Genomic DNA, 23334 nt, shown 5'->3' with positions numbered 1-23334 from the left:
GCCCGCCGCCCGGACGCCCCAGATCGGCCGGGCGCGGGCGGACGTGCCTCGTCGCGGGTCAGCCGCCGATGACCTTGCGATAGACGCGCGGACCGTCGTAGTCGTTGACCGCGTAGTGCCAGGTGGCCTGGTTGTCCCAGATCACGAAGTCCCCGGGCTTCCAGCCGAAGCCGACGGTGTAGTTGGGCGAGGATGCATGCGCCAGCAGGAACGGCAGCAGGGCCTCACCCTCGGCCGGGCTGACGCCGGTCAGCCTGAGCGCCGAGGAACTGAGGAAGAGCCCCTTGCGACCGGTGTGGCGGTGTGTGCGCACAACCGGGTGCTCGACGGTCTCGGTCACCGGCGGCCGGTTGTAGGTCCCGTCGCCCGGGTCGGCGCTGTACACGGCGCTGACTGACTCCAGCAGCTGCTTGAACGGCTCGGACAGGCCGTCATAGGCCGCCTGCAGATCGGCCCACAGCGTGTGCCCGCCGATCTCCGGCACCACCTGGTAGGTCAGCGACTCGATGTGGAACGGTGGATTCCGCCACGTGCCGCCGACGTGCCACGTCGAGGCGCCCCCTGCCTTCTCCAGGTTGAAGACGTACACCAGCCGGTTGTCCTCGTGGCGGTACAGCCACTTGGGGTGGTCGAAGGGCTCGTCGAAGATCCGTACTGCCTGCACGTGCGCGTCGGGCGAGAGGTCCTGGTTGCGGAACACGAGGACCTTGTGCTTCCAGAAGGCCTCGCGCAGGGCTTCGGCGGTGGCGTCATCGACGCCGCCAGCCAGATCGACGCCGATGACCTCGGCGCCGAGGACGGGGCTGGCCGGGCGGATGTCGTACGGCGCGGTACGGGTAGCGGTCACCGTGACCCCCTCAAGGTGGGATGTAATGTCTGCCAAATGGGTCAAGGTCGTCGACCGTGCGCCACGGCACAGCCGGCGCTGTCTGGTGCGGTAAGACCCGCGCGTCCCGTGCCCGCGACCGGCACGCGGACCTTGCTGGATCGCGTTCCGAATGGGGCGTGGCGAAGGCCGGTCCGCCGATCGGGCAGGAAATGCCGCACGGCCGAGGAGAGGCAAGGAACGCGGGACCGCGTTTCCCGTGAACCCGCCGGTCATCGCGGTCAATATCGCCGCAAAGGCCGGCCGCGCCAGGCCACCGGCGGGTCTGTCAGGTCAACAGAGCGCCGCTGTGACGCGCCCGAAGGCAATGCGGCCAGAAACGTGCCCTCGGAACGAGGTCATGGTGGTGGGAGGGAGGCTGGCGCGCTTCTGCCGACAGATCACCGACATCCGGACCTCCCGCGTACGAGCCGCCAGGGCACAGTCGGACATTAGCTCTGGCACACGAAAACCGCAATCCCCACCGGCTCTATAGACATTGCTCTGGCATGATTGTGTAACATTCTCGCGACAGAGCCACGGCATCCCACGGTCCGGTGGCGCGGGTGGAGAAAGCCCGGCGCCCGGCCGCTGATCGTCAGGTCAGGCGGGACTCGTCAGCCTTGTCGTAGGTCCGGATCTCTGCCAGGCGGCGGTCGCGCAGCTTGGTGGTCCAGGCGGGTTCGGAGAGCAGGACGCGGCCGAGGCCGACCAGGTCGAACTCGCCACGGTCGAACAGCTCCAGCAGCGGGGCGAGGCTCAGTGTCGCTGCCGCGCCCTCGTCGTCGCCGCGGAAGGCCGTCGGCACGCCGATCGAGCCGATCGCGATGGTGGGCAGGCCGGTGAGGTCCTTGGCCCAGCCGGCCAGGGTGCGCGGGGAACCGTCGAACGCCGGCAGCCAGTAACGGCGGGTGGAGGCGTGCAGCGCGGTGGCGCCGGCGTCCACGAGTGGGGTGAGCAGCGCCTCGAGCTCAGCGGGGGTCTCGGCGATCCGGGCGTCGTAGTCGCCGCCCTTCCACTGGGAGAACCGGTAGATCACCGGGAAGTCCGGTTCCACCTCGCCACGGACCGCGGCGACGACCTCGGCCCCGAGCCGGGCCCGGTTGGCCAGGCTGCCGCCGTAGCCGTCGGCACGGCGGTTGGTCCGCGGCCAGAAGAACTGGTCCAGCAGATAGCCATGCGCCCCGTGCAGCTCGACGCCGTCGAACCCGGCCCGGCGCGCGTCGGCCGCGGCGCGCGCGAAGGAGGCAACCAGCTCGTCGATCTCCGCGGTGCTCGCCTCGTCGCCGACCACCGTTCCGTCGGGCCGCAGGCCCGACGGGGAGAACACCGCCGCCTCCGGGTGCGGCGGGGCACCCGCCGCGCGGCCGGCCCCGAGATGCCACAGCTGCGGGACGATCCGCCCGCCCACCGCGTGCACGGCGTCGACGACCCGGCGCCAGCCGGCGAGCGGCTCCTCGCCGTAGAACCGCGGAACCCGGTCGCTGGACCCGGCGGAGGGATGATCCACATAGGTGCCCTCGGTCACGATCAGGCCGACGTGCGCCGCCCGCCGCGCGTAGTAGCCGGCCACGTCCTCGCCCGGCACGCCGCCGGGGGAGAATCGACGGGTCATCGGCGCCATCACGAAGCGGTTGGCAAGCTCGACGCCGGACAGTGAGAACGGCGTGAACAGCGGCGTCGCGTCCGCCCCGTCCAGCAGGCGCTCGCTGCTCAACGGGGACGCGGCCGCCGCAGCACTCGAAGACGCCGCAGCACTCGAAGACGCCGCAGCACTCGGAGACACAGTCATATCGCGTTCAATCCGGGCGTCGCCGCAGATGTTCCGTCAAGGCCTGTGCTGTTCGCGCTGCCGAAGGCGGGCCTCGCCGCCAGCCCGGTAAGCGCCTCGGCCTGGACACCGACGGCCGGCCGGAGCCGCGCCGCCGCGCCACGTTCCTCGGCGCGGTGGCCTGCTTGCGGAGCATGGCCATGCCGTCTGTGTCGCCTTGGCGGACGGGGGCGAGTGTCGTTCCCGCGGCGGCGTTCGGGGAGCTCCACCTGGCCGTACCAGCTGCGCGCTTCCTGTTCTCCTTCCTGCCCGCCTCGTCGCAGCTGCCGGTAGGTGTAAGCCGTTGACCAGATGGCTGCTCGACGGCGAACCCGACATCGACGTCGTCGGCGAGGCGGAGGACGGCAGGCAGGCTGTCGCCCTCGCCCGGCAGCGAGCTGCCACCGTGGTACTCATGGACATCCGCATGCCGGTGATGGACGGACTGGAGGCCACCCGCCAGCTGTCCGGGGCAGGTGTGCAGGACCCGCCGGAACGCGACGCCCCAGGCCGAAGCCCTCAAGCCGGAGCCCGAGGAGGGAGTGCGTGCCGCACCTGAACGGGAACACCAGTCGACGATCGCGGGCCAGTCGGGGCCCAGCCACCAGTGCCGGCTGGTCGTCAGCGTCCAGGACGCCAGGAACAGCAGCACCGCGTGCATACCGACCCGATCGGTGATGCCCGATCGGTGATGGCAGCCCACCGGCGCCACCACGTCCGCACCGAACGCTGGTACCGCTGCAGGCTGGGGCGGTCCAGGGCGATCTCGGTGAGCCGCCGCCCATCGGGCATTGGACGATCCGGGTCCGTCAGGGCATCCGCGATGGCCGGGAACGCGATGGCCGGGAATACGTCTCCGGCACCGTGAAGGGCGGTTTTCCCGGCCGGCTCAGAGCCAGGCAGGTGCGCGGCCAGAAGGTCGCGCGCGAGGCGGGTGGTGGCCGCGTTCGCGTGCATCATCTCCACGTCGCCGAGCCGGCTGTCGGGGCCAGCATGCCAGTCCTCGATCGGACCGTCACGCCACGGCATCCGGGCTACCGCAACCGCCGCGAGATCGATCAAAGCCGCGAAGTTGTCGGGATCAACGCCGACGCGGTCCATGAGCTGACCGCGATCCCTGAGCTGACCGCGGTCCCTGAGCTGACCGCGATCCATGAGCTGACGGAGCATGTCCGGATCGAACTGGCCGCCCGTCCCAGGCGGCACGGAAAAGTTGGACGATGCCCCTTGCCTCCGGCGCCGCCCGTGCCCTGGCGTCTGTGGTTCGAGCCCAATGCCGCTTAGTTAGGCGGTCCGCGCCAGTATGATCTTGGAAGGAGTTGTGAGGCGGGTCTCGCCGTCTGTTGGTCGTTTAGCGCGGTAGCCGTTGTCACGGGTTCGTCGAACAGCGCGCGGGTAGGCGCGGTGACGGCGATCAGGTGTCGGACGTTCAAGAATTTCGATGTAGGTCTGTCGGAGGGCGTTCGCGTGGCGCTCAGGGGGAAAAATCCGCCTGGTCGGTGACCTGGCGGCGGATGACGCGTAGCGTTCTCATGAACGAGAGCCGGTCGGGGTCGACGTCGGTTTCATCGGCGGCTTCGACCATGAGGGTTCGTAGGGCGTAGTGGCTGAGTAGGAGCACTCATATTTCCTGCTCGACGAGCCCGGGGAGTTTGGAGCGCAGGACACGTTTTTCGCCGCGTTGATGGGTTTTGATCTCGTCGAAGGTGTTCTCGATTTCCCAGCGTTCATGGTAGGCGGTTGCGAGTTCGATTGCGGCGGCGTCGGTATGGTCGAGGATAGTAGTAACCAGGCAGACGAGTTCTCCGGTTCCGTTTCCGCCGTGGCCTTCTATCGAATATTCGACGACCCGGACTGCTCGCGCTTTGGCGGGGTCTGGTGGCTTTCCTGATCGGGCCGCAGTGACGAGGGGGCCGCGTCTGGCCACAGGAATTTTCGGGTCGACCAGCAGGGACAGGTAGGAGCCGTCGGGTAGCGCTTTGATGACTGGTAGCGTAAGCAGTGAGTTCACTCGCCAGAGCAGGTCCGCGCCGGTGGCAAGTGCCTGGTGCCATAGTGTGAAACTGTAGAAATTACGGTCGGCGGTCAGCAGCATCCCTGGTTCACAGCCGTCGAGCAGTGGTGCTGCCAATGACCGTTCATCGCTGTTACACCCCCGATGGCAGCAGCGACGACAGCATGCGTACCGCATTCCGCTATCGCGACGACCTGCACCTGGGGGTAGGCGGCGGATTTCGGCCCGTTCGTAGATCTGCCGAACCTGGCCGCGTTCTCGGCGGTGTCCGCGACATCGAGGAAGAAGCCGTCGACGGCCATGAGCCGGCGCGACCCGAGCCACCGCAGCGTTCCGACGAGTCGACGCATCACCTCCTCATAGTCATCATCGAAGAACAGGCACATCGCCATCGTGAAATAGACAACGACTCTCGCGGGCAGCAGCCTCGTCCGCTTTTCGGTCCGCCTCGTCTCGGCGAGCACCTCGTCGATCACGTCCCGCGGAACAATCCGCGCGAGAACGCCAATCGAGATCCTATCCGTCAACCGGTCACCGCCGACCGCGGGCAGTTCGCATGCGTCAGAAAGGCGCGCCACGCTCGCATTCTATCGACCCAGGGATCAACCATCGACCGGTGGCCGTTGGACATACACCAACGTACATACGGAGACCTGTGGTCAAATCCTGGCAGACCATTGGCGTGTCAGAATTGACCCTGCATCGATTCAGCTAATCGAGCGGCATTGGGTACGAACCGGGAGACCAGCTGTGGGCAAGCGGCCATCTGCTGCACACAGATCCCGAGGTCTACCCGGATCCCGACGTCTTCCGCCCGGAACGCTTCCTCGACATGCGGCCCGGTGCGTACACGTAGATTCCGTTCGGCGGCGGCCACACCCGCTGCCTCGGCGATCGGATCGCGATCGTCGAGACAAAGGAGGTGCTCCGGGAGGTGCTTTCGACGTGTGAGCTGCACCGCCCGAACCCGCGCCCGGAGGCGCCGACAAGCCGGACGGTGACGATGACCCCCAAGCCTGGCGCGCGGCTGCGCCTCACTCCGCGCACGAAACGCCCTCGGCCCGTCGCCGAACCGGTGGCCGGCTGACCCCCACCAGGACTTGCGCGGCCGTATAATCGCCGGTGAACAGGTTATTCACCCGGTGAGGAGAACACTTTCATGAGAATCCTCAACTCCGAGTTCATCGACCGCCCGTGGCGAATTCACGAATTCGCCGGTGACTTTGTGGTGGAGGATGTGTGGTCGCTGCCCACTCCGGGCGGGCCGGATGATCTGGCCCGATTCGCCCGGGGATTCACCGCCCCGGGCACCGACGAGATCTCGGACCGGGCGACGAAGGTCCTGTTCGCGATTCGGTGGAGGCTCGGCCGAATCTTCGGCTGGGACGGCGAGGACAAGGGCGTGAACAAGCGTGTCGTCAGCCTGCGCGATCGGCTGCCCGAGGATCTGCAGGCCGGGGACCGCGGCCCGGACTTCTCCGACGTCCCGTTCCGCTCGGTGTACCTGACCCACACGGAGTGGGTGTCGGAGATCGCCAACCGGACGGTGCATGCGCTCATGCACGTCGGCTGGGTCGAGGACGGCAAGGGCGGCTACCACGGGCAGATGACGGCGTTGGTGAAGCCAAACGGCGCCTTCGGGAAGTTCTACATGATCGGAATCAAGCCGATCCGCTACAGAATTGTCTATCCGCAGCTGATCCGGTCGATCGGCAAGCACTGGCCACGCTATACCTGATTGCGGCTGGTGCCAGCTGTTATCCACCGGGAGTGTGGGTAACGAGGACAAGGCGGCACACTGTGACAGAAGTGCCGGGCTGGAACTTTGACAAGTTCGCCGCGGGTATCCGCGCGATGGGAGTCGGTGACGTGCCGGTTTCCGGGGTGATCCCGGGCGCCCAGCACGGCACCGACACGCTCATCTCGAACTTCGCCTCGGTGAATCTGCTCAACCTCCAGCGCCGCGACGACGTGATGAACTGCCTCATCGACGCGCCCAGGAAATACGGAGTCGGCAGCGGTGGCACCCGGGTCATCCAGGGCATTACCCCTGCGCACGTCGACATGGAACGGACCGTCGCCGCGTACCTGGGCAAGGAGGCGGCGATCAGCTTCGCCACCGGCACGGTCGCGAACATCGGTTTCGCCAACGCGATGGCCGGCACGCACCAGTTCATGCCGGGCCTTGCGATGGTCAATCGGGATGTCGTCTTCGTATTCGACCGGGACGCGCACTGGTCGCTGTGGAAGGCCGTCGAGCGCGGCGAGGGGGGCGGAGTCGTCGTGCTCAAACGGGCCGCCGACGCGCTCGCCGATGGCGACCCGATCTACTGCCTGCTGCTCGGCGGCGCGGTGAATCACGACGGCGCGAGCCAGGCGCTGACCGTTCCCGACACCGACGCGCAACATGCCCTGCTGAGCGCCGCTTACCGGCAGGCTGGCGTCGAGCCCGGGCAGGTCCAGTACGTCGAGCTGCACGGCACCGGCACCCGGGCGGGCGATCCGGTGGAAGCCCGCGCTCTGGGCAGGGTGCTCGGCGCGAGCCGGCCGGCGGGGCGGCCGCTGCTGGTCGGCTCGGTGAAGACGAACATCGGGCACCTCGACGCGGCGGCCGGCGCGGCCGTTCTGATCAAGGTCGCGCTATCGGTACGGCACGGCCTGATCCCGGCGAGCCTGAACTTCGCCGAGCCACACCCGTCGATCCCGCTGGTCGAGTGGAACCTGGCGGTGAACATGGCGGCGCGGGCCTGGCCGGGGGGCGGGCCGGCACTCGCGGGTGTCAGCTCGTTCGGCGTCGGCGGCGCCAACTGCCATCTTGTGGTCGGCGCACCGCCCGAGCCGGCATCGGACCCGGGTGAGCGAGAGCGGCCGGCCCGCGCGGTGCCGGTCGTGGTGTCCGCGGGTTCCGCAGCGGCGCTGCGCGCCCAGGCATCCCGGCTGCGCGACTGGCTGAGAGCCAACGAGGAGCTGGGAGTCGACGACGTCGGCTACTCCATGGTCACCACCCGCTCCCTGCTCGGCCACCGTGGCGTGGTCGTCGCCGAAGACCGCGACGAGCTGCTCCGAGGCCTGGAGGCGCTGGCCAACGACCTGCCCGCGGCGAGCGTCGTGACAGGCGGTGCGACCGGCGCGGCCTCGGCTGCCGCCTCGGGCGTGGTGTGGGTGTTCCCTGGCCAGGGCTCGCAGTGGGTCGGCATGGCGCTGCGACTGTGGGACGTCTCGCCGGTGTTCGCGGCCCGCATGGCCGAGTGCGCGCAGGAGCTGTCCGGGCTGGTCGACTGGTCGCTGCGGGCGGTCCTCGCCGACGAGGAGGCGCTGACCCGGGTCGACGTAGTGCAGCCGGCGCTGTTCGCGGTCATGGTGTCGTCGGCCGACGTGTGGCGCTCGGCGGGTGTCGTGCCGTCCGCGATCGTGGGCCACTCCCAGGGTGAGCTCGCGGCCGCCTGCGCGGCCGGCATCATCTCCCTCGCCGACGGCCTGCGCCTGGCGGTGGCTCGCAGCCGGGCGATAGCCGTTGGCCTGTCCGGCAGCGGCACGATGGCCTCGCTGGAGCTGCCCGGCGGCCCGGACCGCCAGGCGTTCGGAACGCTTGCTCTCCTCCGTGGACAATGTTCTGATCGGCACGATCACCGAGCATCGTCCCTGTTCGGGGCCCGCGTAGGCCTTGCTGGGCGACGACGCATAGGCCGCCGGTGCATACCGCGGTGCTTCCCTCGCCCGTGGCGCTGGTGAAGGCACTGATTGCCCGCCAGCGTTCCCCATCCCCATCGCGACCCAGCGAAGACGGCGTGTTTGACCTCCGCTGGGCGCGCGGCGGCCGAGCACTACGGACATCATCGACCAGGCCACGCCCAGCCGACACCGCCATCGCCACGATCTTCCTCTCCCTACCTCGCCCAGGTCACAAGATGATAGCTGCTGCCTGACTCACCTCATGCTGACGGATAGGGTTGGCCCGGGTCTGGTCCTTCTTGGCGCTGGTCACCCACCAGATGGCGGCCCTGCGGTAAGAGGCGGGCTGGCCCTGGAAGAAGGTCCACGCCAAGTCGTCGGCCTTCAGCCGCTTCTCCGGGTCGGGCTCGAAGGCGACAGAGTCCCTGTCCTGCTCGTAGGAATACGACCCGGCCTTCGCCTCGGACCGATCCTGGAGCGCCTTCTCCCCGGCGGGCCGCCTCCGCCCCTCGGCGCGCAGCTCCGCCACACGCCTGCGGTTCACGTCGCTCCACACGTTGCCGGGCTTGCGCCGCGTGAACCGGATGACGTAATACTGCTCATCCACCCTCTGGCGCCTGCCGTCGATCCACCCCACGCACAATGCCTCGTCGACCGCCTGGGCCCACGTGATGCCGGTCTTGTCTGCTCCCTTCTGGTAGAAGCCGACCCACGCCTCGCCCGCCGTCTCGTGATTCGCCTCCAGCCAGCTGCGCCATTCGTCGGAATCCGTGAAGTACGTGGCCTTGGGCTCCGGGCTACTGGACAAGACCCCTCCCGGGAGATCGCTGTTGCGGCCGACGCTACCCGGCTTGTGACGTGCGCCGGGGCTCGGCCGCCGAAGCGGGAAATCCGGTCGGCTGTCGGCTGGAGCGAGCCCGGCGGAGCCGCCTGTGTGGATGACCGTGCGGAGGTACGGACTTCTACCATCGAGTGGGATGTCTTGCCGGGCGTGAGCTTCCCACGCCGACTGAATGAAGCTGACCGAGAAAGCCGTCCGCCGGCCATGATCTCTTTCATGGCGAGGTTCGGAGATGGGGTGGATTCGTAGGCGGCCGGAACCTCCGCGCAAAGGCGGCCGGCCCTCATCTCCCGTCTACGACATCCACCCAAAGGTCATCTACGGGGGACTGACCTGACCTCGTTCCTGTTGCCAGCCGTCCAGCCATCCACCATCGTTCCCGTCCGAAAGGGCGTGCACGAATGACCACCACCATCAAGGCCGGCGTCACCTGCCGGCGCTGCGGTCGCCCCCTGAACTCTGCTCCGTCCCGAGCATTCGGCATCGGCCCCGGCTGTTCCCGCGTGCTGCATCCGGCGACCCTCGAAGCCCTCGCCGCCACGGCCGCGAGGACAACCGGCCAGATGCCCCTGGAATTCGGCGACGACGGCCGGGCGGCAGCATGACGGCCCGGCCAGCCTTCACAACCCAGACCGCGTCACTCGTCCGGCGTCGGCTCGTTCTTCGGAGGAGGGATCGGGTCGCCGGGCTTCCACGGCTTGCCGTCCGGGCCGTACGCGATGCTTTCACCCGGGCCACCGACGAACCGCTCGAACCTGTCCGGCAACTCGTCATCCGACCCCTGATCATCGTTCCGGTGCATCACGTTCTCCTTCGCCACCATCGCCGCTCGGGCAGAGCCTCGGCGACCACCACGGCCGGCAGTCGCCGGGAGTATGCGTCGTACTCCTCGTCTCCCGGATACAGCACGGTCGGGATGAAACAAGCGATGAACTCCTCGGTGGCCTCGGCCGTATACGCCAGGATCCCAAGGTCGGCGAGCCGGCGCGGCACCACTTCATCTGGCCCGGGCACATCGCAATACCGCCGCGCCCGTGGACCCGGCACCCCGTCCTCAACGTCCCAAGGCTCCAGCCCCTGCCGTACGTCCCCCGTCACCCGGACATCGTATGGTCGGCGTCGGCAAAGGCGTGAAGGCGGCGGTCGTCGTGCTCGCCCCCGCTACCGGGCACGCCATCGATGTCTACCTCGACGGCCGAGTCGACGGGCCGCTGTTTGCCACGTCAACCGGGCGGCGCCTGGACCGGCCGGCGGTGTGGCGCAAGGTTCGCCAACTCGCCCGCCACGCGGGCCTGCCCCAGACCCGACTCTCCCCGCGCTCGACGCGGGCCACCGCCATCACGCTGCTGCTCGACGCCTCGCACACCCCACCTGAGACACGCTCTTACCAGCGGAAACAGATGACGGTGATCCCGTCGGGAAAGGTCCCTGAGTGGTGGTACCCGGTTGGTCCCCAGAACGGCTTGCTCGGGGGATGGCCGCCGACACCGTCCTGGCCGCCCCGTGCCCGTCGAGCGCAGCAGATGCGCGTACAGGCTCCCCGGCACCGATGTCGAAGAGCGACCAGGCCTCTTCGACGAGATCGTGACGTCGACTCCCTTGCCGAGCAGGATCGACGCCGACCCGTGCCGAAGGTCGCGCAGCTGCTTGCGCGGACAGCAGCCGGTCTCCGATTGTCAGGGGCGTGATCCTTCCCGTACGTGATGGCGGTAGTCGCTGGGGGACTGGCCGGTGTAAGCGGTGAAGGCGCGAGCGAACGCGCTGGGGCTCGCGAAACCGACGTCGGTGGCGATGCGCAACACGGTGCCCTCGGTCTCGGCCAGCATCGTCATGGCCCGGAGCAGCCGGCTGGTGAGCAGGTACTGCCGCCATGTCATGGCGGTCTCGGTGGCGAACCGACGCCGCAGCGTCCGTTCGGAGACGGCGGCGGCCGCGCAGACGTCGGCGATGCCGACCGTGCGCAGGTGGCTGTCGGTGTAGCGCATGGCCGCGGCGACGACCGGATCGTTGCTGGTCGGCAGATGGAAGGGCACCTCGTGCTCCAGCCAGCCTGCCACCAGGGTCGCCATGGCGCGGAAGAAGAGGTCCGCCGCGGGATCGCTGCACTCACGGTCGATCGGCCAGCGGACGGCGTATCTGATCATCTCCCGCAGGACGGGTTCGATCGCGAGCACGCGGGCACGCTCGCCGGCTTCGGTGACGGTTTCGGGCTCGAAGAACACCGAGACCGTGCTGACCTTCTTGATCGTCGTCCGGTGGGCCAGACCCGCTGGGATCCAGACCGCTCGCTGGGGTGGCAGCACGTAACGGGTGGTCGAGGTCTCGACCTGGACCACGCCTTCGATCGCGTACTCGATCTGATGAAGATCGTGGACGTGCCAGTCGGTCGTGAGGTCGACGGCGGTGTAGGGGTACGTCCCGGCAGCCACTGACGTGGTGGAGCGTGGCGAGATCATCGTGGCAGTGGCCGCGAAAGGCGCATCATCGGCCGATAGTGCGGCGACGGTCATAGTTGAGAACAGTATCAATACTGGCATGACATTTTTGTTCCTGACCGGATCTGACGACGCCGATTCCAGCGACACCGATTCCAGTTGGGCCGTGGCGCTGTGAACCAGGGGCATCTGGACTACCTGGCGAGCCCCGAATGGGCGGCGGCACTGCGAACCGACCTGCTGCCCTGGCTCGAGACGGTCGCCGAACTGGGCGACGACGTCCTCGAGATCGGCCCTGGCCCGGGTCTGACGACCGATGTGCTCCGGGAACGCTGCGCATTGGTCACCGCCGTCGAAATCGACAGCGGTCTCGCCGCGGCCCTGGCCGAGCGGCTCATGGGGACGAACGTGGTGGTGATCTCCGGTGACGCGACGGAGGTGGAATTGCCGCCAGGCCGGTTCTCCGCCGCGACCTGCTTCTCGATGCTGCACCACATGCCGTCCCCTCAGGCCCAGGACCAGCTGTTCGCCGAGCTGCACCGGGTGCTGCGCCCTGGCGCGCCGCTGGTCGGGGTCGACTCGGCGGACACCGATCTGGTTCGGGGCGCTCACGTCGACGACATCTTCGTGCCGCTCGAACCCGAGACGTTGGGCGAGCGCCTTCACGCCGCCGGTTTCACCGCCGTGACCGTCACCGCGGCCGGACCGCACCAGATCCGTTTCGACGCCCGCAAGCCCGAGGCGGCACCGGGCGCTGGCCGCCCGGCCTCCGGGCACGGCGGTGCCGCGTAAGTACGCCGGTCATCGAGGCCGAGGGCCTGACGAAACGCTACGGGGAAACCCAGGCGCTGGCCGGCGTCTCGCTGGCCATCGCCCAGGGAACCGTGCTCGGCGTGCTGGGCCCCAACGGCGCCGGCAAGTCGACGACCGTCCGGGTACTGACGACGCTGACTCGGCCGGACAGCGGGTCGGCCCGTGTCGCGGGGTGGGACGTACGCGCCGATCCGGGCGAGGTCCGGCGCCGGATCGGGGTGACCGCCCAGGACGCGACCGTCGACCAGGCGCTGACCGCACGCCAGAACCTGATGATGCTCGCCAGTCTGAGCGGCCTGCCGCGCTCCCGTGCGGCGGCGAGAGCGGCCGAGCTGCTGGAACGCTTCGAACTCGGGCACGTCGCGAACCGGGCGGTGAAGGGGTACTCGGGCGGGACACGTCGCCGCCTCGACCTGGCCGCGGGGCTGGTGGCACGTCCGCCCGTGCTGTTCCTCGACGAACCGACCACGGGCCTGGACCCGGTGAGTCGGCAGCGGATGTGGGACGTCGTGCGCGAGCTCGTGCAGGAGGGCACGACCGTCCTGCTCACCACGCAGTACCTCGACGAGGCCGACACCTTGGCGGACCAGATCGTCGTCATCGACCACGGCCGCGTCATCGCCGCCGGCACTCCCCGCGAGCTGAAGAGCACCACCGGCGGCGCGCGCCTGGAGGTGACACTCAGCTGCGCACACGGCGCGGCAGCGCGGGCTTTGGGACCGCTCGTGACGGGGACGGTCGAGGCCAGTCAGGACGGTCGGCGGCTGCGGGCCGCCGTCGAGGGGGGCGCGGGTCTGGCTACCGCGGTCGTCCGGGCGTTGGACCAGGCCGGAGTCCTCGTCGACGACGTCGCCGTCCAGCCGCCGTCGTTGGACGACGTGTTCCAGGCCCTGACCGGCACGCCGGTCGACTCCGACCGAACGGTGGTCTCCGCATGACGTCCAGCCAAAGCGTCGCGGTCCCGACCAGCGCGCTCGGCGCGGTCGACCCCGGCAACGCCCTTCGGCGCCTGAGTCGCGAAGTGTCGGCGCTCACTCACCGTAACCTTGTGCACGTGGCTCGCGAGCCGCTGCAGCTGTCGGACGTCACCATCCAGCCGGTCGTGTTCAGCCTGCTGTTCGTCTACGTGTTCGGCAGCGGCGTGACGATCCCGGGCGGCAGCTACCAGGATTTCGCGCTCGCCGGGCTGCTCGCGCTCAACCTCACCACTGCGACGAGCGGGACGGCAGTGGGCCTGAGTACGGACCTGACCACCGGCGTCATCGACCGCTTCCGCACGCTGCCGATGTGGCGTGCCACCGTCCTGGTGGCACGCTCGTTCACCGACCTCCTGTCGTACATCGTCTGCCTGGCTGTGGTCTGGTCACGGGTCTCGCGATCGGCTGGCGCCCGGACGCGTCGCCGGGATCGACGGTGGCGGGACTCGCCATCCCGCTGTTGTTCACCTATGCGCTGTCATGGATGACGGCCTGCATCGGCATGGTCGCCGAGGGGCCGGAGAGCGCGCAGAGTCTCGGTCTGGTTCTGTTGTTTCCGCTCGCCATCGTCTCCAACGCCATGGTTCCCACCCAGGGCATGCCGGGTTGGCTGGAGACCGTCGCCAACTGGAATCCGGTCAGCGCCGTCACCGCGGCCGCTCGCGACCTGCTCGGAAACCCCAACCCCTCCAGCGGACTCGACGCCTGGCCGATGCAGCACCCGCTCGCCGCCGCACTCATCTGGTCGTTCGCGATCATAGGAATCTGCGCGTCGCTCGCCGCCGTTCTGTACGGCCGGCGCACCAAGGACTGAGGTGCTGCTCGTTCCACGGACACACGATAGTTGGACTATATCAGCGTTATGCCGCCTCTGGTATCGATGTTTGCCTCGTCAGGTAGAGGTGCTCGATGTGTTCCGGGGTGTGGTAGCCGAGGGTGGAGTGGAGTCGCTGCCGGTTGTAGAAGACTTCGATGTATTCGGTGATCGCGGTGCGGGCGGCGCGGCGGGTGGGATAGTTTTCCCGGTGGAAGAGTTCGTTTTTCAGGGTGCCGAAGAAGGATTCGGTGGCGGAATTGTCCCAGCACACGCCGGTGGCGCCGGCGGAAGGTCGCACGCCGTGCCGTGTCAGGATGCGCTGGTAGGCGTCGGACGTGTTTGCGCGCCGCGGTCGGAATGAAAGATCGCGTCGGGTGTGAGGGCGGTGCGGGAGGTGGCCATGGTGAACGCGTCGATGATGAGGTCGGTGCGCATGTGGTTCGCCATCGACCAGCCGATGACTTTGCTGGAGTACAGGTCGATGACGGTGGCGAGATACAGCCATCCTTCGCCCGTGCGGATGTAGGTGATGTCCCCGACGAGCTTGGCGTCGGGCCGGGTGGCGGTGAAGTCGCGGCGGAGGAGGTCGGCGGGCGCGGGGGCCTGGCCGGGGATGGTGGTGCGCCGGTAGGCCCTGGGCTGGCAGGGCTTCAGCCTGGCCCGGCGCATGATCCGCCGGGCGAGGCGGACCGAGGTGGGCTGGCCCGACGCGGTCAGGGCTGCGGCGATCCGCCGCGCGCCGTAGGTCTGGCGGGACGCGGTGAACAACGCCCGTACCTGGGTGTCCAGGGTGGTGCGCCGGCGGGTCCTGGGCGGCACCGGCCGGCGGTACCAGTCGTAGAACCCAGACGTGGACACCACGAGCCGCTGGCACATTTTGCGTATCGGGTAGGTGTCCTTCTCCACGGCGATCAGCTCGTACTTGTCGGTCACTGATGGCGTTGCGCGAAGAAGGCTGCCGTTTTCGAGGGGAACTCGCGCTCCATCCGGAGTTCCCGGTTCTCCTTCTCCAGCTCCTTCAACCGTGCGCGTTCGGACAACGACAGCGGCTCTTCTTCGTGCTGGTGGGCGCGGCGCCAGGTGGCGACCCAACTCCCCAGGGTTCCCTCGTTGATGCCGAGATCCTTCGCGATCGCCGACACCGGCCGACCCGAATCGATGACGAGTTTCACGGCCTCGTCCTTGTACTCGGGCGTGAACCGCCTTCGCGACTGACTCATTGATCTCCTCCGCCCACGGATCGATTATCCCACATAGGGATCACTGTCCGAAGAACGGGGACCACCTCAAGTGGTCATCAACGTGTCCTTGTCGGAGGGAGAGTTGGTCGCGAGGGATGCAGCAGGGGACACCGTTGATCGGAGCAGGGGGCGCGAACAGCGGCGCGTCGGTCCGGTTGCGAGTCCGGCAGGCCCGTCCTCCGCCCATGTCCGCCGGTTTCTCCGCCGGGAACGGAACGGGCCGGAATCATCGGCCGGTAGTGAACGGGCGCGCTCATGCGGGTGCCGCCTGGTGGGAGGTGCGCCAGGCGAGCGCGGCGCCGCGGGCCAGCCGAAGGCAGGCAGCCTCGTGGTCCCGGTTGATCCCGCGGTGCCGATTGTAGGAGAGGTGCAACAGGGACCCCGCGACCGTCACGGTGTCCATCTGGCCGGGTAACGCCGCACGGTAGACAATCAGAGCCTTAGCACGGGCCGCCCAGGCATCGGCGAGGTCGCCGAGTAGGTGCGGCAGGTCGCGGGGTACGCCGTGGCGGGCCAGCCGGGTGGTCTCGCCGACGATCCGGTGATCGATGGTCTGCGGTTTGGCGATGACCCGTGCGGTCAGATAGTCGGCGGCCGGGCGCATGCCGCCGAGGAAGGCGGCGGCGATGTCGAGCATCGACAACGCCACGACGGTGTCGCGATGCAGGCCGGCCGGTGGCTGGCGCAGCGAGATGATCGCGGCGGTGGTGTCGGCGCAGAAAACGGCCTCGGCGGCCGCGAGAGCCGCGTCGGCACCGTAGCGGCCCGCTTCCGGGAAATAGGTATCGAACGCCACCTGCCCGGCGGCGCCGGTCCTGGCCAGCGTCGCGGCCCACGCGCTGAGGGCAGTCGCACGGGTCGGATGGTTCGGCCCCCGTACACGCGGCAGCTCGACGGCAAGCTGCGGGAGCTGCGGTTTCATCTGGAGGGCCGGGCGATCCGGGTGACCTACTGGATCGCGCCGGGTCGGAGGGTGGTGCTTCTGACGGTGTTTGCCAAGTCGCGGATGAGGGAGGTCGCCGAGGTGTCCAGGGCGAGGCGCGCGCTGGCACGCTGCCCGACAGGGCCGCACACGGTGAGTGAGGACGAGGGGGGTGACGGCGATGGCTGAGCGGGCGGGCTGGGCGGGGCTGAGGGAACGCCGGATGGACGAGCCGGGCGCGCGCGAGGCCTACCAGGCAGCCAGGCTGGCATTTGAGCTGGGTAGATCGGTGCGGGAGCTGCGCCAGCGGCGCGCCTGGAGTCAGGCCGAACTGGCCCGCGCGGCGGGCATGACGCAGTCGGCGGTGGCGTGGTTCGAGGCCGGTGGCACCGTACCGACATTGCCTGTGCTGGAACGGCTCGCCGAGGCTCTCGACGCCGACCTCGACGTCCGAGTCATCCCCCGTTCAGCGGCGTAGCGGGTGTCCTGGCATGCCGCTCGCCCGCACGTGAGCCGGTAGTTTTCCGCCCGCCTCGCCGGGCCAGCTGCATGCGGCGAGTGAGACCCGGCCACGATTATGGTCACCAGGCGGGCCAGGGCGGGCGTCCGGACCCACCAGACCCGCGGAACGCGGGTTCGACTCGATGGATGATGTTGTCGACCGGAGACTCACGGGACCTCGTCCCTGACCAGGAGCCTCGTGGAGACCGGTCGGACAGTGATTTCGGGTCCCTGAACCAAGATCAAAGGGTTCTTATTGTGGTGCGTTGACCACGTTCAGCCTATCCAGACTCTTCGCCGCCATCTACCCCGAAGCGGTCGACATCGCCGCAATCCTCACCTCGACCAACTGGCGCCAGGTCGTCACCGAGAACACGCACCGACAGCAGCATGTCGCCGCAGAGATCGGCCGCCGCATCAGCCAGCCCAATTACTACCCCTACCAGCCTCCCCAGCCTGATGACGACCAGCCACCCACCGACCCGGTCATACGCTGATCCAGACCGACGGCGGCCAGCTTCCCATCCGACCGCCGGCCCTCTTCACCCCCGCGCGTATTCGCCGTCCCAGCCGCGTCAACGCGACAAACCGAGCAATGCTGCGCGGACACGGCAATCGAGTCCACTGGTTCGCGCGTGACCGCGACCCCCGCCACGCCCTTCTCAGCCACCAACACCTTCGACCCGTCCTCACCAGCCGGTCAGTCATAAGCCCGATCCGAGCAGCACGACAACCATCCTGACCGGCGGGAGGACCTCCGCAGCCGTTCAAGCCGCCAGGTAATTCTGGACAACTCGGCGGCCAGCCGTCCGGACCCATCTGGCGACGCCCAGCTCGGCGCGCACGCTGTTCGCCATCTGCGCCTGGACAGGACACGTGCGACCGACGGCGCGGTCGCCGACGTCGGCGCCGAGCGGCCTCAGCCTGAGCGCGACCCCACGATCGCGGTCACCAGACAGCCCGCAGGCTCCGGACCTACCAGGTGTGCGGAACGTGTGTTCGACTCGGTCGCTGACGCCGCCGGCCGGGCGGTCGCCGGGCATCGCCCCTGGCCGGGTGTCGTGCGGAGACCGGTCGGACGGTGATTTCAGGACCTTGATTCAAGATCAAATAGTCGGATTGTGGTACGCAAGGTCCATCACAATCTGTAACTAGTGCGTGGCCTTGCCGACGCGTCCACCCCTCCAACACATCGCGCTGAGCGGCGACAACATGATGGGTTCCGCGCCAGCGGGCCGAGGAGGACGGCGATGCGCGGTGTCGTGTTCTGGACTCCATTGCGGGAGGTTAAGTCGGATTCTTCGTGACAGAATTCGCGCATGGTTGATGCGCAACGCGGCCGGAACTTCACGGCCGGCGGGTCAGCCCGCACGTGGCGTGTCGGCGAGGTTGTGCTCCGTCTCTACGACGTTGTCGATGTCGTCCGGACTGGCGGGATGGGCCTGGTGTACAAGGTCCGGCACCGTGGCTGGAACATCGACCTGGCGGTCAAGACACCGCGCCCGGAGTTCGTCGCCTCGGAACGTGGCCGGGTCGCTTTCGAGGCCGAGGCCGAGGCATGGGTCGGCCTCGGCCTGCATCCGCACGTCGTCAGCTGCGCCTATGTCCGTCGACTCGACGGTGTGCCGCATGTGTTCGCCGAGTGGGTGGACGGCGGCAGCCTCGCCGATGCGGTACGGAACCGGCGGATCTACCGGGGTGGGCCGTCGGCGGCCCTGCGCCGCGTCCTCGACGTTGCGATCCAGTTTGCGTGGGGGCTGGCCCACGCCCACCAGCACGGGCTGGTTCACCAGGACGTGAAGCCGGCCAACGTGATGCTGGCCCGGGACGGAACCGCCAAGGTCACCGACTTCGGTCTGGCCAAGGCGCGTGTTCTGGCCGGCGAGCGGGCGAACGCGGCCGGACAGGCGATGCCGGTCGGCGGGACCGTGCTGGCCACCTTCGCCGGCCGCACCCCTGCCTACTGCTCTCCGGAGCAGGCGGACGCGGCGGCAGGCCGGTACGTCCGGGTGAGCCGTGCGACGGACGTCTGGTCGTGGGCGGTGAGCGTGGTCGAACTGTTCGCCGGAGAACCGTTGACGAGGTTCGGTCAGGTCGCGGGCGAGGTGTTCGAGGCGTTCGTCAAGCAGCCACCGGCGGCCCCGGAGCTGCCGGCGCTTCCCCCCGAGCTCGTCAGCCTGCTGCGACGCTGCTTCCAGGAACAGCCCGCGGCCCGTCCCTCGGGGATGGACGAGCTCGCCGACGAGCTGATCGGCATCTACCAGCGGGTCACCGGCGAGACCTACCCGCGAGCCCGGCCGTCCGGCGTGCACCTGCTCGCCGACGGCCTGTCCAACCAGGCGTTGTCGATGCTCGACCTCGGCCATCCCGAGCAGGCCGAGGCGCTGTGGGCGCAGGCCCTGCAGGCCGACCCGCACCACGCGCCCGCCATCTACAACCGAGGCCTGCACCGGTGGCGCGCGGGCCTCGGCTCCGACGCACAGCTCGTCGCCGAGCTCGAGGATGTGCGGACAGGGCACCGCCGCCAGCAGGCCTGGGGCGACGACTACCTGCTCGGATGCGTGCACCTGGAGCGCAATGATCCGGACAGTGCGATCCCGCTGTTCGAGGCGGCGGCCAGGCGGTCAGGCGACGGCGACGACGCGGGATCCACGGTGGGAGTCGCGGAGGTGGACACCGCACTGGCGCGCGCACGGCGGATGCCGAAGCCGCGTCAGCCCGAGGTGCTCACCGGCCACGGCAACTGGGTGGCGGTGGTCGCAATGAGTGAAGACGGCAGGATCGCCGCGTCCGCCGACCGGGAAGGGGCCAGGCCGCCCCGATCGAAGGGCGCTCAGGTCGACATCCGGGTATGGGATGTCGCCACCGGCCAGTGTCTGCAGGTCCTGCGCGGTCACGACCGCAGCGTGGAGACGGTGGCGCTGAGCGGGGACGGCCGACTACTGGCATCCGGGGGAGTGGACCAGGTCGTCATGGTCTGGAATGTGCCGTCTGGCCGGCTGCTGCACCGGTTGACCGGCCACACGGGTTCGGTCAGGTCCGTGTCCGTCAGCCCGGACGGTGCGGTGCTGGTGTCGCTGGCGGACGATGGCAGGATCCTCGTGTGGGAGACCGCCGCTGGGCGGCTTGTCCGGACGCTGCGGCAGGAACGCCCGTCGGTGACGAGTTTCGGCGAGTCGGTCACGGTCACCGACCAGGGTCGCCGGGTCGTCAACTGGGACCGCCCGACCCGGCGGCTGCGAGTCTGGGACCTGCGCACCGGTCATCTCGAACATTCGGTTCAGCTCTTCCATCAGGACGCCGTGGTCGGCGTCGGGGGGCGTCGCGCGCTGGTGACCGGCAAGGGCGTGATGCAGGTCTGGAACACCGAGACCATGCGCGCGGAACGCGAGCTCGAGCTTGACCGCGAATTCGGCGCTGTCAGCGCTGACGGCCGTCAGGCGGTGTGCGGCAGCGCGGCCGGGACGGAAGTGTGGGACCTCGCGGTACCCCGATGCCTCAGGACGATGCCGTTCACCAGCCACCACATCGCGCTGAGCGCGGACGGCCGGTCCGGGATCTCCCTGGGGAACTCGGATCTGCGCCTCTGGACGGCGGGCGCGGTCGGGCCGCCGTCGCCGTGGAGCTACGCGAGGCCGAGGCCGGCCACCGAGATGTCCCGCGACGCCGAGGTCGTCGCCATCGCCATGGCGAGGTCGCAACGGCTCGCCCGGCGAGGGCGGTGGGAGGCGGCCGCGGACGAGCTGCGCAGGGCTCGCGACACCCCGGGATACGAATACGAACTCGACCTTCTCGACCAGTGGGCGAAGGTAGGCCGGCACGGCCGGCGCGTCGGGCTGCTCAGTGCCTGGCATCTGCGCGACCTCGCCGAGGCTCCCGATGACCTGAGTGCCGGGCTGTCCATCCCGGCCGGCAGCACGAGAAGCTTCTCTCCGCTGCTGGAGAACGGGTTCGCGCTGAGCCCGGACGGCCGGTTCGCGCTGACCCGGCACGGCTTCAGCTTGCGGATCCAGGACACGGCGACAGGCGAGGTCCACCAGACGCTGTCCACGTACGGACCCCCGTTCCGGTGCGCGGTGTTCAGCCCGGACAGCCGGTCGGTGCTGACCGGGAACAGGGACGGCTACCTCCAGCTGTGGGACGCACAGTCAGGCGAATGCCGGGTCGCCCTCGGCGACCACCCTGACTCGGTGGAGGCGGTCGTCCTGAGCGTCGACGGACGGCTTGCGATCGCCGGCTGCCTGGATGGCACGATCAAGGTGTGGGACCTGGCGACGCAACGGTGCCTGCGCACGCTCCGGGAGGCCGACAGGTTCGTCACCGCGCTTGCGGTCAGCACCGACAGCCGCATTCTGATCTCCCACGAGTTCGAGCTGACCGGCGGCTACTACGACAGTCTCCACTTCGCGCAGGTGTGGGACCTGGAACGAGGACGGCTGCTGCAGACCACACCCTGCTGGGAAGTCAGTGCTCACTCCACCAGGATCAGTCGTGACAGTCGGATCGGGCTGAGCATCAGCAGCCTCGGGAACAGTCTGCGCATGTTCGACCCGCTCACCGGCCGTCTCGAGACCCTGCTGCTGTCCGGGCCGGAGAAGCTCGGCAGGGTCGTGATGACGCCGGACGGGCGGCTTGGCTGCTCGGCGGGCCTCGAAGGCACGCTGACAGTGTGGGATCTGGCCGCGGTGAAGCGTCCCATGCACGTGCTCACCGGCCATACCGGCGCGGTGACCTCGCTGGTGCTGACGCCGGACGGCCGGTTCGCCCTGACCGGCGGGGCTGACGGGACCATCCGGGTCTGGGACCTGGCGGCCGGGCGCTGCCTGCGCAGCCTGGCGGCGCACACCGGCAGCGTGCTGTCGGTGCGATGCGGCTCCGACGCGCGCACGGTGTTGTCGCTCGGCGAGGACAAGAAGGCGAAGGTGTGGCAGCTGGCGTGGGACTACGAGTTCCCGCCGCCGGCTGACTGGGACGAGGACGCCCGCCCGTATGTGGATGCCTTCCTGGAACGTCACCGGTGGATCGACGTGTCCTGGACGGACGACGACGTCCATAGCCTGCTGGACGGCCTGCAGGCAGCGGGTCTGGGCTGGCTGCGTCCTGACGGTGTCCGCGCGGAGCTCGCACGCGCGGCCGCCGTGAGGAATGCGGAAGGTCCGGGCCCGCCCGCGGGCGGTTCGGGCCTGCCGGGCCACGGTCCGAATGATCGCGGCCGGAGGCTCGGACTGCGTGGAAGAAGACGGCATAGGCCGGATCTTCCCGACGACTAGCAGCGCTGGGAGACCGGGATCGCTCGGGTCCCTGTCTGCTCAGCCGGGACAACACATCTGGAGGACGCGACATGCTGCTGTTCTGTGGCGGCTACGGCTGCCCGAGGTCGATCTCCATCTCTGTCATCCCGGGCGGCAACCCGACCGCGCTGGAGAACCCGGACGAATTCTCCATTGTCTACTCGGTGTGCATGGACTGCAGGGCCCACTTCTGCGACCGCTGCGCGCCGGCGGCGCGGGACAGGCCCCGGGGAACGGTCCGGTGCCGACGGTGCACCGGTGAACTCGTCGACGGCCAGGGGTGGGAGCGGCAGGGAAAGTCGCGTCACCCGGAGGCCGTCCTGCGGTACAACGAAGCGGCGAAGCACCGGGAGGACGGAGCCAACGAGCTGGTGGTAGCGGTGCTCGACAAGGCGATCGCCCTCCGTCCGAAATTTGCCGCGGCGCACACGCTGAAGGGCCGGGCGCTACGGGACCTCGGCCGCAATCCGGACGCGGTCGCCGCCTTCGACATGGCAATTTTGATCGATCCGCTGAACATCGAGGCGATGCTGGAGAAAGGCTGGACGCTCGGGCACCAGCAGCCGGGGCCGGCTCTGGCCGCCTACGAGATGGCGGTGGCCGTCGAACCGCGGTTCCTGCTGGCACAGCTCGAGAGGGCCTCAATCCTCAACACTCTCGGCCGGTACGAGGAAGCGCTTCGGGTGGTCGACCAGGCTATAGCGATCGAGCAGGGAAAACTATACGTCGGTCAGGTCGGCTATGCCCGGTCGAGAGCGTTCGGAACGAAGGCTATGATCTTGGTTAATTTCGGGCGAGACCAGGAGTGCCTCGCCGCGGTCGACATCGCCATCGACTCCGGTCCCGATTTCCCCTTGAACTACAAGGTGAAGGCCCTCGCACTCGAACGGCTCGGACGCGTCGAGGAAGCCCGGCTGGCCAGGCGGATCGAAGAGGAGATCCTTCGCCGATCCGGGGCTTAGCAGGCGGGCGGTGCTGGCATCTCAAGCGGCCGCGCCTGTCCGAGCGCACTCATCCCGATCGGCGCCGCATTACCATCAGCATGACGGGTTCCGATCATCGCCGTGCGCCGTTCTCGGCATCGTGCGTCACGTCCACAGACAGGTAGGGAAGGGAGGCAGCGATTTCGGCGACG

General features: G+C 68.8%; 18 protein-coding genes and 5 pseudogenes. 13 read left to right on the top strand and 10 right to left on the bottom strand.

The genetic code is table 11. The features are described from left to right. Positions 1-58: 58 nt before the first annotated feature. Positions 59-847 carry a TauD/TfdA family dioxygenase gene (locus FRAQA3DRAFT_RS10710; RefSeq protein WP_009739068.1) on the bottom strand — a complete coding sequence of 263 codons (789 nt, stop codon included), beginning with the start codon at positions 845-847 and terminating at the stop codon, positions 59-61. 616 nt (positions 848-1463) lie between these two features. Further along, the gene (locus FRAQA3DRAFT_RS10705; RefSeq protein WP_009739067.1) at positions 1464-2657 is read right to left on the bottom strand and encodes an NADH:flavin oxidoreductase; all 1194 of its coding nucleotides are present in this window, start codon (positions 2655-2657) and stop codon (positions 1464-1466) included. A gap of 322 nt (positions 2658-2979) precedes the next feature. Here FRAQA3DRAFT_RS10705 and FRAQA3DRAFT_RS10700 point away from each other — a divergent pair. Next, a pseudogene (locus FRAQA3DRAFT_RS10700) lies at positions 2980-3165 on the top strand (response regulator transcription factor); the annotation flags it as partial. Positions 3166-3296: 131 nt separating this feature from the next. Here FRAQA3DRAFT_RS10700 and FRAQA3DRAFT_RS10695 read toward each other — a convergent pair. After that, on the bottom strand, positions 3297-3845 hold the full coding sequence (locus FRAQA3DRAFT_RS10695; protein ID WP_157467281.1) for a hypothetical protein: 549 nt from the start codon (positions 3843-3845) through the stop codon (positions 3297-3299). A 304-nt stretch (positions 3846-4149) separates the two neighbouring features. Continuing rightward, positions 4150-5267 (bottom strand): annotated as a pseudogene (locus tag FRAQA3DRAFT_RS10690) (IS4 family transposase). Positions 5268-5413: 146 nt separating this feature from the next. On the opposite strand from FRAQA3DRAFT_RS10690, the pseudogene FRAQA3DRAFT_RS38675 reads away from it, so the two are divergent. The 3 genes and pseudogenes from FRAQA3DRAFT_RS38675 to FRAQA3DRAFT_RS10680 all read left to right on the top strand — a co-directional run bounded on the left by FRAQA3DRAFT_RS38675 (position 5414) and on the right by FRAQA3DRAFT_RS10680 (position 8421). Continuing rightward, positions 5414-5776, top strand: a pseudogene (locus FRAQA3DRAFT_RS38675) (cytochrome P450). Positions 5777-5848: 72 nt separating this feature from the next. Further along, the gene (locus FRAQA3DRAFT_RS10685) at positions 5849-6427 is read left to right on the top strand and encodes a DUF2867 domain-containing protein (RefSeq protein WP_009739065.1); all 579 of its coding nucleotides are present in this window, start codon (positions 5849-5851) and stop codon (positions 6425-6427) included. Positions 6428-6489: 62 nt separating this feature from the next. After that, positions 6490-8421, top strand: a complete 1932-nt coding sequence (locus FRAQA3DRAFT_RS10680) for an acyltransferase domain-containing protein (protein ID WP_009739064.1) — start codon at positions 6490-6492, stop codon at positions 8419-8421. Between the two features lie 169 nt (positions 8422-8590). Here FRAQA3DRAFT_RS10680 and FRAQA3DRAFT_RS10675 read toward each other — a convergent pair whose 3' ends face one another. Continuing rightward, entirely contained in the window at positions 8591-9169 is a 579-nt protein-coding gene (locus FRAQA3DRAFT_RS10675; protein ID WP_009739063.1) for a YdeI family protein, read from the bottom strand. A gap of 434 nt (positions 9170-9603) precedes the next feature. Between FRAQA3DRAFT_RS10675 and FRAQA3DRAFT_RS35935 the strand changes: the two genes are divergently transcribed. Further along, the gene (locus tag FRAQA3DRAFT_RS35935; protein WP_035920832.1) at positions 9604-9807 is read left to right on the top strand and encodes a DUF6011 domain-containing protein; all 204 of its coding nucleotides are present in this window, start codon (positions 9604-9606) and stop codon (positions 9805-9807) included. 32 nt (positions 9808-9839) lie between these two features. Here FRAQA3DRAFT_RS35935 and FRAQA3DRAFT_RS34885 read toward each other — a convergent pair whose 3' ends face one another. The 3 genes from FRAQA3DRAFT_RS34885 to FRAQA3DRAFT_RS10660 form a co-directional block, all read right to left on the bottom strand. Then, complete coding sequence (locus tag FRAQA3DRAFT_RS34885; protein ID WP_009739062.1) at positions 9840-10025, bottom strand: hypothetical protein; 186 nt, start codon at positions 10023-10025, stop codon at positions 9840-9842. Then, positions 10004-10300 carry a hypothetical protein gene (locus tag FRAQA3DRAFT_RS34880; RefSeq protein ID WP_157467279.1) on the bottom strand — a complete coding sequence of 99 codons (297 nt, stop codon included), beginning with the start codon at positions 10298-10300 and terminating at the stop codon, positions 10004-10006. The genes FRAQA3DRAFT_RS34885 and FRAQA3DRAFT_RS34880 overlap by 22 nt, the downstream gene beginning before the upstream one ends. A gap of 578 nt (positions 10301-10878) precedes the next feature. Beyond that, positions 10879-11826, bottom strand: a complete 948-nt coding sequence (locus FRAQA3DRAFT_RS10660; RefSeq protein WP_232292000.1) for a helix-turn-helix transcriptional regulator — start codon at positions 11824-11826, stop codon at positions 10879-10881. On the opposite strand from FRAQA3DRAFT_RS10660, the gene FRAQA3DRAFT_RS10655 reads away from it, so the two are divergent. The 3 genes and pseudogenes from FRAQA3DRAFT_RS10655 (at position 11812) to FRAQA3DRAFT_RS10645 (ending at position 14241) form a co-directional block, all read left to right on the top strand. Further along, positions 11812-12429 (top strand): class I SAM-dependent methyltransferase, encoded by a 618-nt coding sequence (locus FRAQA3DRAFT_RS10655; RefSeq protein WP_009739059.1) that lies wholly within the window; start codon positions 11812-11814, stop codon positions 12427-12429. The genes FRAQA3DRAFT_RS10660 and FRAQA3DRAFT_RS10655 overlap by 15 nt on opposite strands. Positions 12430-12440: 11 nt before the next feature. Beyond that, positions 12441-13388: a daunorubicin resistance protein DrrA family ABC transporter ATP-binding protein gene (locus tag FRAQA3DRAFT_RS10650; RefSeq protein WP_009739058.1), complete on the top strand. Its 948-nt coding sequence runs from the start codon at positions 12441-12443 to the stop codon at positions 13386-13388. Next, a pseudogene (locus tag FRAQA3DRAFT_RS10645) lies at positions 13385-14241 on the top strand (ABC transporter permease). Before FRAQA3DRAFT_RS10650 ends, FRAQA3DRAFT_RS10645 begins: the two are co-directional and overlap by 4 nt. Before the next feature lie 46 nt (positions 14242-14287). Here the strand turns inward: FRAQA3DRAFT_RS10645 and FRAQA3DRAFT_RS10640 are convergent. After that, positions 14288-15464 (bottom strand): annotated as a pseudogene (locus tag FRAQA3DRAFT_RS10640) (IS3 family transposase). Between the two features lie 274 nt (positions 15465-15738). Then, positions 15739-16407, bottom strand: a complete 669-nt coding sequence (locus tag FRAQA3DRAFT_RS10630; protein ID WP_009739056.1) for a thiopeptide-type bacteriocin biosynthesis protein — start codon at positions 16405-16407, stop codon at positions 15739-15741. Here FRAQA3DRAFT_RS10630 and FRAQA3DRAFT_RS10625 point away from each other — a divergent pair. From FRAQA3DRAFT_RS10625 to FRAQA3DRAFT_RS10605, 5 genes are all read left to right on the top strand, one after another. Beyond that, positions 16348-16596 (top strand): type II toxin-antitoxin system RelE/ParE family toxin, encoded by a 249-nt coding sequence (locus tag FRAQA3DRAFT_RS10625; protein WP_035920824.1) that lies wholly within the window; start codon positions 16348-16350, stop codon positions 16594-16596. The genes FRAQA3DRAFT_RS10630 and FRAQA3DRAFT_RS10625 overlap by 60 nt on opposite strands. After that, entirely contained in the window at positions 16589-16885 is a 297-nt protein-coding gene (locus FRAQA3DRAFT_RS10620; RefSeq protein ID WP_009739055.1) for a helix-turn-helix domain-containing protein, read from the top strand. Before FRAQA3DRAFT_RS10625 ends, FRAQA3DRAFT_RS10620 begins: the two co-directional genes overlap by 8 nt. 289 nt (positions 16886-17174) lie before the next feature. Continuing rightward, on the top strand, positions 17175-17405 hold the full coding sequence (locus tag FRAQA3DRAFT_RS10615; protein ID WP_009739054.1) for a hypothetical protein: 231 nt from the start codon (positions 17175-17177) through the stop codon (positions 17403-17405). Between the two features lie 822 nt (positions 17406-18227). Beyond that, positions 18228-22178 carry a WD40 repeat domain-containing serine/threonine protein kinase gene (locus tag FRAQA3DRAFT_RS10610; RefSeq protein ID WP_083873572.1) on the top strand — a complete coding sequence of 1317 codons (3951 nt, stop codon included), beginning with the start codon at positions 18228-18230 and terminating at the stop codon, positions 22176-22178. 71 nt (positions 22179-22249) lie between these two features. Further along, a complete protein-coding gene (locus FRAQA3DRAFT_RS10605) occupies positions 22250-23161 on the top strand; it encodes a tetratricopeptide repeat protein (protein WP_009739052.1) in 912 nt (303 codons plus the stop codon). Positions 23162-23334 lie beyond the last annotated feature (173 nt).

The sequence above is a fragment of the Frankia sp. QA3 genome, from assembly GCF_000262465.1.
GTDB lineage: Bacteria > Actinomycetota > Actinomycetes > Frankiales > Frankiaceae > Frankia.
Note: the sequence above shows the minus strand (reverse complement) of the source record. Positions and strands in the feature narration are given on the sequence as shown.